Origin of the sequence: Mesorhizobium sp. M0058, from assembly GCF_040323095.1 — a bacterium.
Lineage (GTDB): Bacteria > Pseudomonadota > Alphaproteobacteria > Rhizobiales > Rhizobiaceae > Mesorhizobium.
The window spans coordinates 516,341-530,226 of the sequence record NZ_JAMYUQ010000001.1 but is presented as its reverse complement, the minus strand read 5'-3'; the positions used below and the strand labels follow the sequence as shown (position 1 = coordinate 530,226).

Annotated in this window: 15 protein-coding genes; 8 read left to right on the top strand and 7 right to left on the bottom strand. The window is 61.4% G+C overall.

Going from position 1 to position 13,886, the window contains the following annotated elements; genetic code table 11:
* Positions 1 to 2 precede the first annotated feature (2 nt).
* The 6 genes from NKJ75_RS02600 to NKJ75_RS02575 form a co-directional block, all read right to left on the bottom strand.
* On the bottom strand, positions 3 to 944 hold the full coding sequence (locus NKJ75_RS02600; RefSeq protein ID WP_023703912.1) for an ABC transporter permease: 942 nt from the start codon (positions 942 to 944) through the stop codon (positions 3 to 5).
* A 28-nt stretch (positions 945 to 972) separates the two neighbouring features.
* Positions 973 to 2,535, bottom strand: a complete 1,563-nt coding sequence (locus tag NKJ75_RS02595; protein ID WP_352499148.1) for an ABC transporter substrate-binding protein — start codon at positions 2,533 to 2,535, stop codon at positions 973 to 975.
* A 129-nt stretch (positions 2,536 to 2,664) separates the two neighbouring features.
* Positions 2,665 to 3,105, bottom strand: coding sequence for a YqaA family protein (locus NKJ75_RS02590; protein ID WP_352499147.1), 441 nt, complete (start codon positions 3,103 to 3,105; stop codon positions 2,665 to 2,667).
* A gap of 9 nt (positions 3,106 to 3,114) precedes the next feature.
* Positions 3,115 to 4,437: an MFS transporter gene (locus NKJ75_RS02585; RefSeq protein WP_352499146.1), complete on the bottom strand. Its 1,323-nt coding sequence runs from the start codon at positions 4,435 to 4,437 to the stop codon at positions 3,115 to 3,117.
* Between the two features lie 64 nt (positions 4,438 to 4,501).
* A complete protein-coding gene (locus tag NKJ75_RS02580) occupies positions 4,502 to 5,842 on the bottom strand; it encodes a cation diffusion facilitator family transporter (RefSeq protein WP_352499145.1) in 1,341 nt (446 codons plus the stop codon).
* A gap of 8 nt (positions 5,843 to 5,850) precedes the next feature.
* Positions 5,851 to 6,132, bottom strand: a complete 282-nt coding sequence (locus tag NKJ75_RS02575; RefSeq protein ID WP_023669876.1) for a metal-sensing transcriptional repressor — start codon at positions 6,130 to 6,132, stop codon at positions 5,851 to 5,853.
* 104 nt (positions 6,133 to 6,236) lie between these two features.
* On the opposite strand from NKJ75_RS02575, the gene NKJ75_RS02570 reads away from it, so the two are divergent.
* The 3 genes from NKJ75_RS02570 to NKJ75_RS02560 are packed head-to-tail and all read left to right on the top strand — an operon-like array spanning position 6,237 to position 8,091.
* Complete coding sequence (locus NKJ75_RS02570) at positions 6,237 to 6,626, top strand: hypothetical protein (RefSeq protein WP_023683326.1); 390 nt, start codon at positions 6,237 to 6,239, stop codon at positions 6,624 to 6,626.
* Positions 6,627 to 6,674: 48 nt separating this feature from the next.
* Positions 6,675 to 7,409, top strand: a complete 735-nt coding sequence (locus tag NKJ75_RS02565) for a HupE/UreJ family protein (protein WP_352499144.1) — start codon at positions 6,675 to 6,677, stop codon at positions 7,407 to 7,409.
* Between the two features lie 34 nt (positions 7,410 to 7,443).
* Positions 7,444 to 8,091: a hypothetical protein gene (locus tag NKJ75_RS02560; protein ID WP_023669873.1), complete on the top strand. Its 648-nt coding sequence runs from the start codon at positions 7,444 to 7,446 to the stop codon at positions 8,089 to 8,091.
* 210 nt (positions 8,092 to 8,301) lie between these two features.
* Here the strand turns inward: NKJ75_RS02560 and NKJ75_RS02555 are convergent, their stop codons facing one another.
* A complete protein-coding gene (locus NKJ75_RS02555) occupies positions 8,302 to 9,372 on the bottom strand; it encodes an NAD/NADP octopine/nopaline dehydrogenase family protein (protein WP_352499143.1) in 1,071 nt (356 codons plus the stop codon).
* Positions 9,373 to 9,603: 231 nt separating this feature from the next.
* Here NKJ75_RS02555 and NKJ75_RS02550 point away from each other — a divergent pair, with 231 nt between their 5' ends.
* The 5 genes from NKJ75_RS02550 to NKJ75_RS02530 are packed head-to-tail and all read left to right on the top strand — an operon-like array spanning position 9,604 to position 13,878.
* Positions 9,604 to 10,575, top strand: a complete 972-nt coding sequence (locus tag NKJ75_RS02550; protein ID WP_352499142.1) for a LysR family transcriptional regulator — start codon at positions 9,604 to 9,606, stop codon at positions 10,573 to 10,575.
* Positions 10,572 to 12,041 (top strand): NAD(P)-binding domain-containing protein, encoded by a 1,470-nt coding sequence (locus NKJ75_RS02545; RefSeq protein WP_352499141.1) that lies wholly within the window; start codon positions 10,572 to 10,574, stop codon positions 12,039 to 12,041. The genes NKJ75_RS02550 and NKJ75_RS02545 overlap by 4 nt, the downstream gene beginning before the upstream one ends.
* A complete protein-coding gene (locus tag NKJ75_RS02540; RefSeq protein ID WP_352499140.1) occupies positions 12,038 to 12,520 on the top strand; it encodes a CMD domain-containing protein in 483 nt (160 codons plus the stop codon). The genes NKJ75_RS02545 and NKJ75_RS02540 overlap by 4 nt, the downstream gene beginning before the upstream one ends.
* Positions 12,517 to 13,080, top strand: coding sequence for a peroxidase-related enzyme (locus NKJ75_RS02535; protein ID WP_352499139.1), 564 nt, complete (start codon positions 12,517 to 12,519; stop codon positions 13,078 to 13,080). Before NKJ75_RS02540 ends, NKJ75_RS02535 begins: the two co-directional genes overlap by 4 nt.
* Positions 13,081 to 13,137: 57 nt before the next feature.
* Entirely contained in the window at positions 13,138 to 13,878 is a 741-nt protein-coding gene (locus NKJ75_RS02530) for an amino acid ABC transporter ATP-binding protein (RefSeq protein ID WP_023669868.1), read from the top strand.
* The last annotated feature ends 8 nt before the right edge of the window (positions 13,879 to 13,886 follow it).

Below are 13,886 nucleotides of genomic sequence, written 5' to 3'. Positions count from 1 at the left end.
GATCAAGCTCCTCTCGCCCTACGCATGCGCGGGTCGACAAACATGCAGATCACGTCAACCATCAGGTTGACGACAACGAAGAACACCACGAACAGCAACAGAACCGACTGCATGCCGACGAAGTCGCGGAAGCGGATTGCATCGATAAAGAAGGCGCCGACGCCGCGCAGCGCAAACACCGTTTCAACCACGATCGAACCGATGATCATCAGCGTGAACTGGGCGCCGAAGGTGGTCAGGAACGGGATGGCGATGTTGGGCAGAGCCTCGCGCATCAGCACCTGTGTCCTCGTGTAGCCCTTCGCGAAGCCCGTCGTGGCGAAGGGTCGCGACATGGCCTCCTGGAGGTTGACGCGGACGACGCGGCTCAGCACCGATGCCGGAAACAGGGCGATTGTCACCCACGGCAAGAGCCACGAGGTGAAGCCGCTGACGCCGAAGGTGGGCAGCCAGCCCAGCATCACCGAAAAGACGATGACCAGCAGCGCCGCCACGAAGAAGTTCGGCGTCGAGGCGCCGACCAGCGAGAAGGCGTGGAGGAACCGGTCCAACGCGCCACCATTGCTGACCGCACCGGCAACGCCGAGCGCCAGCGACAGGAAAAAGGCGAGAATGCCGCCGCCCGCAAGCAGCGCCGCCGTCATCGGGATTCTGGCGGCGAATTCCTGCGCGATCGGCTTGCCGGTGCGCAGCGAGACGCCGAGATCGCCGGTGATGGCGCTGAAAAGCCATCGGCCGTAGCGGACCGGCAGCGGATCATAGAGCCCGAGGTCCTCGCCGATCTTCTTGATCATTTCGGCATCCGCGCCCGGGCCTGCCGCACGCTCGGCCATGAGCGCGGCGACGTTGCCCGGCGCCGCGGCAACCAGGGTAAAGGTCAATGCCGATGCCGCCACGACAAGCAGACAGGCAAGCAACATCCTTCGCAGAATCGTGCGTCTCATCGGAACTCCCCCAGGAGGTTCGAGGCGTTCAGGCCTTCAGCGTGATCGCCTTGAACGGCAGGTCGTAGTCCGTCGCGGGAAGCGCGAAGTTCTCGACGCGAGGATTGTGCGCCCACAGCCGCTGGCTGACAACGAGCGGGCAGATCGCCCGGTTGTCGTGCAGCCAGTCGTAGAGCGCCTGCATCTTGGCTTCGCGTTCGTCGCCGCTCGCTTCGAGCGCGGCCTTGACCACGCCATCAAGCTCCGGGGAAACATAGATCTTGCCGTCCGGCCCGCTGTCGGCGGTGGATACGAACGCGTTGCCGAGCGTGCCGTGCGGATCATAGGGCGCGCCATAGGTGGTGAAGAAGGCAAGATCATATTCGAACGCCGGGCGACGGTCGTGCATGGTGGCGTTGTCGACTGACGAGACCTGAACCTGGAAGCCGACCTCGGACAGCTGACCCTGGATCATCTCGGCGATGCGGCGCGAACCCGGCAGCGATTCCTCCGATACGAGGAAATCGATCGCCAGCGGCGCGCCCTCCTTGCTCCAGACGCCTCCGCTTTCGCTCCAACCGCCATCGGCAAGGATTTTCCTGGCCGCGGCGACGTCGCGTACCGGCACGTCATGCCGCTTGCCCGACGAAGGCACGTTGGCCGGGAAGAGATCCGCCGCCGGATCTGCGTAGCCTTCGAACAACACCTTGGCGATCGCGGCGCGGTCGACCGAGACATAGATGGCCTCGCGCACGGCCTTGTCGGCCATCATCTTGGCCTTCGGCGAATAACCGAGCAGCATGGTTGCGGTGCCGGCCTCGGCCACCACTTTCATACCGTCCTTTTCAAGCGCGCGGGCGCGGCGTGGCGACAGCGTCGCCACCCAGTCGCCGCCGATCACGTCGAGGTCGCCGGAACGCAGGGCGTTGGCGCGGGCGAGTTCGTCGGGAACCACCTTCAGCTCCATGCGAGCAAACAGTGGCTTCTCGCCCCAGTATTTGTCGTTGCGCACCAGCACGGTGCCGGAGGAATCGTAGCTTTCGACGATCCACGGTCCGGTGCCGACCGGAGCGGTCTGCTTGCCGCCGGCGTCGACAGCCTTCGGCGATAGGAAGCGCACCGGACGCACGATGGTGAGCTCCAGCAAGGCGGCGGGCACCGGACGCTTCAGCTTGATCGTCAACTTGCTGGGTCCATCGGTGACGATGCTGTCGAATCCGTCGGACACACCGATCCATGAGAAATCCGCGACGCCCAGCCAGCGTTTGAGATTCCATTCGGCGGCGGTCGAATCGAAGGGCGTGCCGTCACTGAAGGCAACACCTTCGCGCAGGTCGAAGGCGATCGAAAGCTGGTCGTCGGCGACAGCCCACTTGGTGGCGAGCCCGGGCTCGAGCGCGCCGTCCTGGCCATAGTGTATGAGGGCGTCGAACACGACCGTGTAGGAACTCAGCGTGGAGACGTTTTGCAGCAGGTCGAGATCGCCGGTTTCGGCGGCAATGGCGACCTTCAACGTTTCATGCCCCTCCGAGTACGCGGCGCGCGGAAACGCGGCAATGAAGGCCAGGCCGGCTGTGGAGGCCAGGAAATTGCGGCGGTCGAGAGTCATCATGTTAGTTCCCCTTTTTGTTTGATTGGCAACGATCATGTGCACGCTTGCTAATTTGTATAGACATAAGCATAAAGTCGGAAAACTGTTTGAGAGTCTTACCCCAGCGACCCACTTGGTCGCGGTTGCGGCCTACATCCAGTTCAGCACCGCCGCCGAGAGCGCGAGATAGCGGCCGGCTTTCGCCATCGTGACGATCGCAACGAAGCTCCAGAGCGGCTCGCGCAGAACACCGGCCATCATCGTCAGCGGATCGCCGATGACGGGAACCCAGCTCAGCAACAGGCTCCATCGTCCGTAACGGCGGTAGCGCGCCGCGGCGCGATCGAGCGCAGTGGGCTTGACCGGAAACCATTTGCGGTCGCGAAAGCGGTCGATGCAGCGGCCGAGCAGCCAGTTGACAACCGAACCAAGCACGTTGCCGATCGTCGCGACCAGGATCAGCGCCGCCGGTGACTGGCTTCCGGTCAGCAGCAGGCCGGCCAGCACCGCCTCTGACTGCAGCGGCAGAATTGTCGCTGCGGCGAACGCGGTGAGGAACAGCGCGCCGAAGGCACCAACATTTCCCAGCATTGGGGCCGCTCAGCTCGCTTTCGGCCATTTTGGGTGCCTATCGTTAACGACATAACCATGCGCATGCTCGAAGCCTGCTTCGGTCCAGACGGCGTCCTCGAGGTGCGAATGCCCGTCAGACAGATCGTCATGGGCGTGGCTGAGAACGTCGGGATCGTGACGCGGCCACAACCACATCGCGGCAAAGAGTGCCGCGGCGCCAATGACGCCAAGCAGGATAAAGGTGAAGGGCAGGCCCATCGCCGCGCCGACGAGTCCGGCGATCGGATAGGTGATGAGCCAGCAGGCGTGCGAAAGCGCGAATTGCGCGGCAAACAATGCCGGCCGGTCGACGGGATCGGCCGAGCGTTTGATCAGCCGCCCAGACGGGGTCTGCGCCAGCGAATAGCCGAGCCCGAGCACGAACCAGAGCGGCAAGAGCAGCTGATAGCTGATGGCGAACGGCCCTGCGAACACGCCGGCAACCAGCAGGCCGGCGCCTGACAACATCGCAACCCGATCCGGGATGCTGTCCAGCAGCCGCGGCAGGACCAGCGCCGCGATCATCGAGCCGCCACCGAAGGCGGCAAGGGCAAATGCCGTGTCGCTCTGGGAAAGGCCGAATTTTGCCTGAACCAGCACGACCGTGTTGACGATCACCATGGCACTGGCGGCGGCGACAGCGAGGTTGAGCGCCAGCAGGCCGCGCAATCTCGGCGTCGCCAGATAGTTACGGATGCCGCGTGTGGTGCGCTCGTAAATGCCGCGCGGCTCAGAGGGTTTCGGGCTCGGCAGAACCACCGACACCACCAGCGCGGCCGACGCCAGGAAGCCGATGACCGTGCCTGCGAACAGGCTATGGAAGCTGATGACCGAAAGCAGTGCCGCCGCCAGGATCGGACTGACCACGCTCTCCAGATCGTAGGCAAGCCGCGACAGCGACAAGGCCCGTGTGTAGTCCTTCTCTTCGGGCAGCACGTCAGGGATCGAAGCCTGGAAGGTCGGGGTGAAGCCGGCTGACGCCGACTGCAGGATGAAGATGAGAAGATATATCTGCCAGGCTTCGGTGACGAAGGGCAGGAATACGGCAACCCCTGCCCTGATGAGGTCGAGCGAAACCAGCATGGTACGGCGTGGTAGGCGCTCGGCGAAGGCGGCGGCAACGGGCGCCACGCCGACATAGGCGATCATCTTGATGGCAAGCGCCGTGCCGAGCACCGCGCCGGCATCGGCGCCGGCAAGGTCATAGGCCAGCAGCCCGAGCGCCACGGTGGCAAGGCCAGTGCCAATCAGGGCGATGACCTGGGCCAGGAAAAGATGGCGATAAGTGCGATTGGCAAGGACTTGCAGCATATGTCTGTCTTCTTGGAGGAGCGATGGGTCGTTGATCCGTGGCGATTGAATGGCGGGCCTGATCTCAGTGATGGTGGCCTTCCGGTTCGACCATCTTGAACGGCAGCACCTGTTCGCGATCCTTGGCCTTCAAGACCAGTCTTGCCTGGAACTCATGCGGCTCGGCAGGGGCCACTGTGCTCTCAAGGCGGTGATGATTGTCGGCGACCGGTTCGAGGCGAAGTGTCTCCGGCCCCTTTGGACGGTCGATAATCACGGTCGCCGTCAAATCGTTGGCATGCCGTTCGACGGTCAGCCGCATCCGCTCGCCGGCCGGCGTGTCGACTATCTCAAGGGTTCCCGCAGCCAGATCGCAGTCGACCTTGAACGGCTCCGGCGCATGATGATCATGTGGGTGAGAGGGTTCCGTGCCCGTTGCGGCAGACCCGGCCGAACTGTCCAGACGGACATTCGCTTCGGCCAGCGCCGGCAAGTGGGCGAACAGTTCCTCTTTGAGGGCTTCGGTGACGCCCAGCACATCCTTGGCCGTCGCCGCGTCGGCGACACTGATGGCGACGTCGGCATGCAGGCGGTGGCCGATCCAGCGCGCTTGCACGCTTTGGACACGTTCGATACCGGGCACGTGCTCGGCGGCATGATGGATTTCATCGACGATGCCGGGCTCGACACCGTCGAGCATGCGCGTGAGGACTGCCTTCGAAGACTGCCAGACGATCGCGAAGATGGCCACCGTGATCAAGAGCCCGATGATCGGATCGGCCAGCGGAAACCCCAGCCATACGCCGATAGCACCCAGCACAACCGCCAGACTGGTAAAGCCGTCGGTGCGCGCATGGTAGCCGTCGGCGATCAGCGCCGCGCTGTTGATCTCGCGGCCGACCCGGATACGGAACACTGCAACGGCCTCGTTGCCTAAGAAACCTATAATGCCGGCTATGGCGACCCAGCCAAGAAATGCGATCGGCTGCGGATTGATCAACCGGTCGATCGCCTCGTAGCCGGCAACGATGGCGCTGAACAAGATGATGAGGACAATCAGAATGCCGGCCAGATCTTCGACGCGGCCCAGCCCGTAGGTGAACGTCTTGCTCGGTTTGCGACGGGCCAGCATGAAGGCGACCCACAATGGGATGGCGGTGACCGCGTCGCCGACATTGTGGATCGTGTCGGCCAGCAGCGCCACGCTGCCGGAGAGGAACACGACCACCAACTGCAGCGCCGCCGTGATGGCCAGAACGACGAATGACCATTTGATCGCCCAGATGCCGCGCGTCGTCGTGGCGATCGTCGGGTCGATGACGCCATGCGTGTGGCCATGGCCGCCCTCGCCGTGATCATGTCCGTGGCCGCCCATGCCTTGCGTCATCGGGCCGAACCCGAACCAATCGCGAACTTTGTCCATCATGGCGCTTCTCACAGGTACTTGGTGATATCCTTGAACTCGTCGATCGAGCGGCGCTGCTCGAGCGCCAGCGGTCCGACGACGTCCTCAAGGCAGTGGTTGAGGTGGTCCTGGATCAGCGTCTTCTTGGCCTGGGCGATGGCCTTCTCCACGGCATGAAGTTGCTGGGCGATGTCGAGGCACGGTCGCCCGGCCTCGATCATCTCGACGATCCCGCGCAGATGGCCGTCGGCGCGCTTCAGCCGCTTGATGATGGCAGGATGGGTTTCGTGGACGTGGGGACGCTCATTCATGCCCTTGATGCTATCCCCCCAGAGAGGATATTCCAAGCCTCAAAGTGGCCTCGATTCTGGTGCATGCCACCATTCGTTAGGATTTTAGAGAATAATCGTTAAGCATGCCGAATTGGATCCCTAGCACAGCCTTTCGTCTCATCGTCGCGTTCGCGATGACTCTCGGCGTGCTGCTCTCCCCAGTGGGTAGTTCGGCCTCGCATAGCCCGATTGCGCTCGCTGCCGCCGAGGCAGCGCGTCACGCAGAGCTGACAGCACAGATCGAAAAACACGGCCACAGCCATGACGATGGCGAAGCCGATGAGCAGAGCTTTGGTCATACCCACGGCCACAATCCGGCCGACCACACCCATGAAACGGCGAGCACGCTTCCGGGCTTCGCGCAGCCAGCACCGCCGATAGGCCGGAGCTGGCTGGTTTACCCGCCTTCGTTTGCCGACCTCGAAATCCGTTTCCGGCTTGAGCGCCCTCCCAGGCAGATCGTCATCGCATGATCGCGGCCGCACGCGCGGCCATCCTCAACGACGACGATTGGAATTCTCATGCAAGGATCCTTCTACAAGGGTCCGCCACGCACGCCTTGCGCGCGCTGGCGGTTTGCCCTTCCTGTGCTCATTGCTCTCCTGACCCTCCCATTGCTTGGGGGGACTGCCCTCGCCCATGCCGTTGCCGAAGGCGACAAGGGCTATATCCAGGAGATCACGGGCATCAATCTGCTGCCCTTCATCTATCTCGGCGCCAAGCACATGGTGACGGGATACGACCACGTCCTGTTCCTGTTCGGCGTGATCTTCTTCCTCTACCGGATGAAGCACATTGGCATCTATGTGAGCCTGTTCGCGCTCGGCCATTCCACGACCATGCTGCTTGGCGTCTATTTCAACGTTGGCATCAACAGCTACATCATCGACGCGATCATCGGCCTGTCGGTCGTCTACAAGGCGCTCGACAATATGGGTGCCTTCCAGAGGTGGCTCGGCTTCCAGCCGAACACCAAGATCGCGACGCTGATCTTCGGCTTTTTCCACGGCTTCGGCCTGTCGACGAAGATCATCGAATACAACATCTCGCCCGACGGGCTCGTGCCCAACCTACTTGCCTTCAACGTCGGCGTTGAGGTCGGTCAGCTTCTGGCGCTCGCTGCTATCCTTATCGTCATGGGCTACTGGCGCCGGACCGACAGTTTCTGGCGCCACGCATACACCGCCAACACCATCATGATGACCGCCGGGTTTGTGCTGATCGGCTATCAGCTCACCGGCTGGGTCGTCTCCTGAACCTCCAAGTAAAGATCAAAAAAGGAATTCTCCCATGTACAACACCGACATCCCGACCCGCGCTGAACTGCCGACATCCATGCAGCTCCTCCGATCTACCCTTATCGCCATTGTCGCGGCAGCGGCCATCCTTGTGACCATCGTGCTGCCGGCCGAATACGCCATCGATCCCACCGGCGTTGGGCGAGCGCTCGAGCTCACCGAGATGGGCGAGATCAAGACACAACTCGCCGAAGAGGCCGAGCAAGACCGCCTTCGCGAATTGCAAAACGGCACGCCGACCGCAGTGCCAGGCCAAGATCAGCAGTCGAGTCTTCTGGAGCGCGTCTTCGCTGAACTGGTGATTGGTTCCGCCTCTGCCCAGGAACTGCGGACGGACGAAATGTCGGTCACCCTCAAGCCCGGCGAAGGAGCTGAGATCAAGCTCGTCATGGCCAAGGGCGCAAAGGCAAACTACTCTTGGACAGCCAATGGCGCGGCGGTGAACTTCGACACCCATGGTGACGGCGGCGGCGAAAACATCTCATACGAGAAGGGACGCGGTGCTGCAGAGGACGAGGGCGTACTTGAGGCAGCCTTTGACGGCAATCACGGTTGGTTCTGGCGCAACCGCACCGGTGCCGACGTCACCGTGACGCTGAAGACGAATGGCGCGTACACCGACATCAAACGCATGATGTGATCGATACGGCACGTCTTATCCGGCGCCGTTTGGCGCCGGGGGAGATCAAGCAGGTGAAATAGCCAACTCGGACCAACACAGTTTGATAATATCCAACCTGTGTTGGTCCCCTTCGGATGTCGTTGGTTAGAATCAGCTCGCAATGATGTAACAGGAGCGTCGCGCTAGCTTCCCCAAAGCGTAATCACGCCGCATTGGCCGCGAGCGCGCTCAAAACCCCTTGCGGCAAAGGGCTTCAAGATCCGTCTTTGTCATTTTCTCGATGCCGAGCCCAGGAAGAATATCATTATCTCCCTTTAGATCCCGGCCATAAGCCGCCGACAATATGGAAATTCCGGATTCATGGAGAACCGCCGGATTTCCGCTGATCTTCCCCAGGACTGCGGTTGGTAACAGGCCGAACGGAACGTCCTCGAGAATATAGCGGCTCTCGATAGTCGTCGGGCCAAAGCCGCCACGACCTTGGCGATCCATCTCCAGGTTCATTTCCGAAACGGTGCTCATGGGGACGTGGAACGACAATGAAAAATGTTCCTGGACGGTACGAACAGCGATACCGAAATTGCCAGCTATGGCCAATCGTTCGGCATCCAGAGCCTCGATGAAGCGACCAACGGCAGGAGTGACATTTCCCCCCTGGCTCCATTGCTCGGCCTTCTCCATGCGTGTGAGATTGAGAAGGGCAATTCCCAGATGGTTCTGCGGATTGAGGTTGCTGAGCGCAATTGCCAGCAGACCATCGCGCTTGACGAAACGATCGCCGAACAAGGCCGTGCAAAGCTTGTACCCTTGATCGAGCGCATCGAAAGGCAGCGTCGCAACATCAAGCTTCTGGCGAATGGAAGTGACCTGGACTTCTGTTGGTCCGAGCTGGCGGCCGGTCAAGAGCGTTGTGCCCCAAACGACGATCGGCAACCTGACCTTGCGCTCGGCTAACCGCTTCCAGAGATACAGAGCCCCGAACGAACTATGCGAACTGATGATGACCGGAATTCCATCTGCCAGGTGAGGGACGGCGGCGTCCATCACCATCTTGTGGCCGTAAGCCGGAAGCGCGATCACCACCACGTCCGCGTGGTCGATAGCATCTCTACAATCCTTGGCAATGCGCACCGGCACCGTCGCCTCGATATCCCCCGTCGCCTTCAACAATTCGCCAGTAGCCAACGTTCTGGTGCGGCGTCCCGACGGTGACCAAAGCGTTGGCGAGTGTCCCGATTGTGCCAAATAGGCCGCAAGGCCATAGGCAATTGCTCCGGCGCCCAGAATACTCACGCGCATAACATTCCTCCTGTCGCCGGCTTTATGGTTCGAGAATCCTTGCCGTCCCCGCCTACAAGTTTTTTCATCACGAGGATCCGAATTGGAGTCACGTCGGTTGCCATCAGCCGTTTCGATCAGGACTCCGGCTCTGAGCCGGCAAACGCCGCAACGACCATTAGTTTCCGCTTGACATATATCAAAAATGAATGAGACGATGTCAATCATACGAATTACGCATGTAGGGAGAACATGGAAACCCGGGACCTTCAGACCTTCCTTGCGGTTGCTGCCAGCGGCAGCATTACCAAGGCGGCTGACATGCTCGGGCGTTCCCAACCTGCGGTGACACGCACCATTCAGGAGCTCGAGGCCGAACTTGGCTTCGAATTGCTGCATCGGATCGGTCGACGGGTGCAGCTGTCTGAAGAGGGTGTCGCATTCGAGGAGGAAGCGCGGCGATTGCTGATGTCTTTCACCGAACTTGCAGCGCGGGCCAAGATGATCGCCGCCGGCCGTGGGCGGATCCTGCAGATTGTCACAACCTCCGCGATCGGCACCGGCTTGATCCCGGCGGCCCTGGCCGAGCTCAAGGGTATTGAGCTTCCGCACGAGACACATCTCGGGCAGTTTCTTCCCTCGATCGTCGCGCAGGAAGTGCGCAGCGGACGTGCCGAGATCGGTTTTTCAAGCCTGCCGCTCGATACGCCCGGTCTGGATGTCCTGCGGCTCTATTCGGCACCTGATGTTGCGGCCGTGCGGGAGGAGGATCCGCTGGCTGAACTTGATGTCATACCGCTTTCGGCTTTTGCCGGCCGCCGCGTCGCTACGTTGCTCAATCCGCTGCGTTTCCAGTTGCATGTCTCCAAGGCATTGGCCGCCAGGGGTATCGACACCGGGCCAGTGATCCGGACGAATACTGCCTATGGCGCGTTGCAGCTTGTGCGCCGGACCGGCGTAGCCGCTGTCATCGATCCCCTCACCGCTTATGGCGTGGCCTTGCCTGGGGTCGCCATCCGCCCGATTGACGCGACCGTCCTTTTTTATTGGGGCGTTGTTGCTGCCGAAAAACGCCCCCTTCGTCCAGTCGCGCAGGCGTTGATGGATGCGGTCGAGGCGGTGGCTGAACGGACGATCGTCGGCTTCAAGAAACTCGATCCGGCCCTGGCCGGCCAACTGGTGAGCGATCCTGCATCCGGCACAAATCACGGAACGGGAATATGAAGCATACCCCCACCGCGCCAACGTCGACAGGTCTTGCCGCGCTCGAAGCACAGCTCGCACAGGATCTTGAGTTTCTCGAACTGCCCGCCAAGCCCTGGGTCCCCACACGCATGCATGAGGGCGCCCCAGTCCGTGATGTCGTGGTCATTGGCGCTGGCATGTGCGGACTTGCTGCCACGGCAAAGCTGGTGCTGGCAGGGATCACCAATGTCGTCGCCTATGATGCGGCGCCGGCTGGGCTCGAAGGACCGTGGATAACGTTTGCCCGCATGCAAACACTCCGGTCGCCGAAGACCCTGCACGGTCCGTCGCTCGGCTTGCCGCAATTGACGTTCCGCGCCTGGTTCACGGCGCAATGGGGCGTCGACGCCTGGCGGTCGCTGGACAAAATCCCCAAGGGCCAGTGGGTGGATTACCTGGTCTGGTACCGCAAGGTTCTTGCTCTGCCTGTGCGCAACGGCGTGCGCATGACCGGCGTCGCACCGGTTGGTGATCTGATTGCGATCGATATCGAAGGCGCGGAATCCGGCCGGGTTCTCACCCGTCATCTCGTTCTGGCCACCGGCCGCTCTGGTCTGGGCGGTTTTGCCGTGCCCGATTTCCTCAGGGGCATCGATCGCGCTTATTGGGCCCATTCTGCGGACGAGATCGATTTCGACGCGCTGCAAGGTAAGCGTGTGGCGGTCATCGGCGCCGGTGCCTCGTCCATGGACAATGCCGCAACCGCACTCGAGGCGGGCGCCGGATCTGTGGACATGTTGATCCGGCGCAAGGAAATGCCGCGCATCAACAAGCTGACCGGAATCGGCAGTCCGGGTGTTGTACTCGGCATGCATCAATTGCCCGATGCCTGGAAGTGGAAGTTCTTCGACTACACCGCTTCAACCCAGACGCCGCCGCCGCGTTCATCGACGCTTCGCGTTTCTCGCCACCCCAATGCCCGGTTCTTTCTCGACTGCGGCATCGTCGCGGTCACGGAAGATGCGGGAGGCCTGCTTATCGAAACCACCCAGGGGCTGATGCGCTACGACTTCCTGATCGCGGCAACCGGCTTTTCAAACGACTTCAACGGCCGCCCGGAATTTGCAGCCATCGCGCCACATATCCGCACCTGGTCGGATGGCCGATATACACCGGACATGGGGCCGGCGCGTGCAGGCATGTCCGACGCACCGGACCTAGGTCCCGCCTTCGAGTTTCGTGAGCGCGTCCCCGGCTCCTGCCCGATGCTGTCGCATATCCACTGCTTCAACGACGCCGCCATGCTGACGCACGGCAAGGTCTCCGGTGATATCCCAGCCGTCAGCGCGGGTGCCGACCGTTTGGTCCGCGGCATTGCCGCATCGCTGTTTGCCGAAGATGTCGAAACCCACTTCGCCAACCTGATCGCTTACGACACGCCCGAACTTCTGGGCGACGAATGGGTCGATTCAACACCGTTGTTGGAGAAGGAGGTCGCGCTGTGATCGACGCAATGGACAAGGCCGCCGGTCTATCAACGGACGATGCGCTTTTCAGCGCGCGTCGGTTTCGGCCTGAATTCGTGCTGGGGGCCGAGGAATGCCGCCTCTCCGTCCTGCAGCCAGCAAACGACCAAGGGCTTGCGCCTAATTTGCGGGTTGCTCTGGCCCGTCGCATGGCCGCTCTGAATGCCGATCCGGTCCTAATGGCCGAATATGATGAGCAGCTGGCTCAGCTCGATCCGACTGAGCAGCTTCTGGCCTTAGCCCAGGGGGAAACGGATTTGGAAGAGCCATTGGCGACCATCGCACGCCATGTGGACCTGATTACGCTGACACCGAAAAAGGCGGAAGCGGGCCACATCGCCCTGCTCGCCCAAGCTGGATTGAACAATCCTCAGATCGTCGCCCTTTCCGAGCTCATCGCCTTCGTCAATTTCCAGACGCGGGTGGCAACCGGCCTGCGATTGTTGAGGACGGCATGATTTCCGCGGTGCGCCTGAAGCCATTGAATTGGCATCCGTACATAGCGCCGGTCGAGCTATCCGAGGCCACGCCGGAACAGCTTGAAGCGATGAAGGTCACGCCATCAGCCAAGAAAGTTTCGGAATATGTGCGCACCCTTGCGCATGACCCTGAGAGCTACCTTGCTCGCACCGTCTTGTTCAACGCAATCATGTATGTCGAAGGCGGGCTTGCCCGCCCTGACCGCGAGCTTGGTGCATTAGGTGCGTCCATCGTCAATGGCTGCAAATTCTGCGCCGTTGTTCACGCCCGCAGGCATGCAGAGCTGACCAAGAACGACGAAGTGGTCACCGCGCTCTATCTCGATAAACCTGAAGCGCTCGGCCCACGCGATGCGGCAATCTACAGTTTTGCCCGCCGCCTGTCGGCGGCCCCGTCGGAAGCGACGGCAGACGATATCGCCGCGCTTCGATCAGTCGGCATGGACGACCGCGAGATTATCGACCTGATCCACGCCATATCGATCTTCGGCTGGGCAAACCGGCTGATGCACGTTCTCGGCCATGCAGAGAGCGGGTGATGATGTCGCATGCGGTCGAAGCAGTCCGTCTCACACTTTCCGAAGGGCCAACCAGAAATGCTTGAACTCAAAGATGTAAAGCTGTCTTACGGAAGCACGCAGGTTCTGAACGGCGTCAATCTCTCGGTAAAGCGGGGTGACGTGGTTTCGATCATCGGCCCCAGCGGCACCGGCAAGACCACGTTGCTGAAATGCATCAACTACCTGGCCAAGCCGTCGTCAGGAACCATCGCGTTCGATCAGATCCGGATGGATTACCAGCGTGCCGACAAGGTCGCTGTCCAGGCGATCCGGTTGCGAACGGCGATGGTCTTTCAACAATTCAACGTCTTCAAGAACATGACGGTCCTGCAGAACGTGATGGATCCACTGGTCGTCGTGCAGCGCAAGTCCGCGGACGAGGCGCGGGAGATCGCCTTGCGGGAGCTCGAGCGGGTCGGCCTCACCCCGAAGCGAGACAGCTATCCCTCCCAACTGTCGGGCGGCCAGCTCCAGCGCACCGGCATTGCGCGCGCCCTGGCGGTTCGTCCCGACGTGATACTCTTCGATGAGCCTACGTCATCGCTGGATCCAGAACTCGTCGGTGAAGTCCTGAAGGTGATCAAGGACGTCACCTCATCAGGGATCACTTCGCTGCTTGTGACCCACGAGATGCAATTCGCAAGGAACATCTCCAACCGGATCGTCTTCATGGACCGCGGCGTGGTCGCCGCCGATGGCAGCCCGGCTGATATCTTCGACGCGCCTTCCAGCCCACGACTTGCTCAATTCCTGCAGTCAGAACTCGCTTTTCAATAATCCAACAA

Coding starts and splice junctions, on each gene's coding strand:
- NKJ75_RS02580 (WP_352499145.1), bottom strand. CDS start 5,842: ATGATGGACAAAGTTCGCGATTGGTTCGGGTTCGGCCCGATGACGCAA.
- NKJ75_RS02550 (WP_352499142.1), top strand. CDS start 9,604: ATGGAAACCCGGGACCTTCAGACCTTCCTTGCGGTTGCTGCCAGCGGC.
- NKJ75_RS02570 (WP_023683326.1), top strand. CDS start 6,237: ATGCCGAATTGGATCCCTAGCACAGCCTTTCGTCTCATCGTCGCGTTC.
- NKJ75_RS02535 (WP_352499139.1), top strand. CDS start 12,517: ATGATTTCCGCGGTGCGCCTGAAGCCATTGAATTGGCATCCGTACATA.
- NKJ75_RS02600 (WP_023703912.1), bottom strand. CDS start 944: ATGAGACGCACGATTCTGCGAAGGATGTTGCTTGCCTGTCTGCTTGTC.
- NKJ75_RS02590 (WP_352499147.1), bottom strand. CDS start 3,105: ATGCTGGGAAATGTTGGTGCCTTCGGCGCGCTGTTCCTCACCGCGTTC.
- NKJ75_RS02575 (WP_023669876.1), bottom strand. CDS start 6,132: ATGAATGAGCGTCCCCACGTCCACGAAACCCATCCTGCCATCATCAAG.
- NKJ75_RS02565 (WP_352499144.1), top strand. CDS start 6,675: ATGCAAGGATCCTTCTACAAGGGTCCGCCACGCACGCCTTGCGCGCGC.
- NKJ75_RS02595 (WP_352499148.1), bottom strand. CDS start 2,535: ATGATGACTCTCGACCGCCGCAATTTCCTGGCCTCCACAGCCGGCCTG.
- NKJ75_RS02555 (WP_352499143.1), bottom strand. CDS start 9,372: ATGCGCGTGAGTATTCTGGGCGCCGGAGCAATTGCCTATGGCCTTGCG.
- NKJ75_RS02545 (WP_352499141.1), top strand. CDS start 10,572: ATGAAGCATACCCCCACCGCGCCAACGTCGACAGGTCTTGCCGCGCTC.
- NKJ75_RS02560 (WP_023669873.1), top strand. CDS start 7,444: ATGTACAACACCGACATCCCGACCCGCGCTGAACTGCCGACATCCATG.
- NKJ75_RS02530 (WP_023669868.1), top strand. CDS start 13,138: ATGCTTGAACTCAAAGATGTAAAGCTGTCTTACGGAAGCACGCAGGTT.
- NKJ75_RS02585 (WP_352499146.1), bottom strand. CDS start 4,437: ATGCTGCAAGTCCTTGCCAATCGCACTTATCGCCATCTTTTCCTGGCC.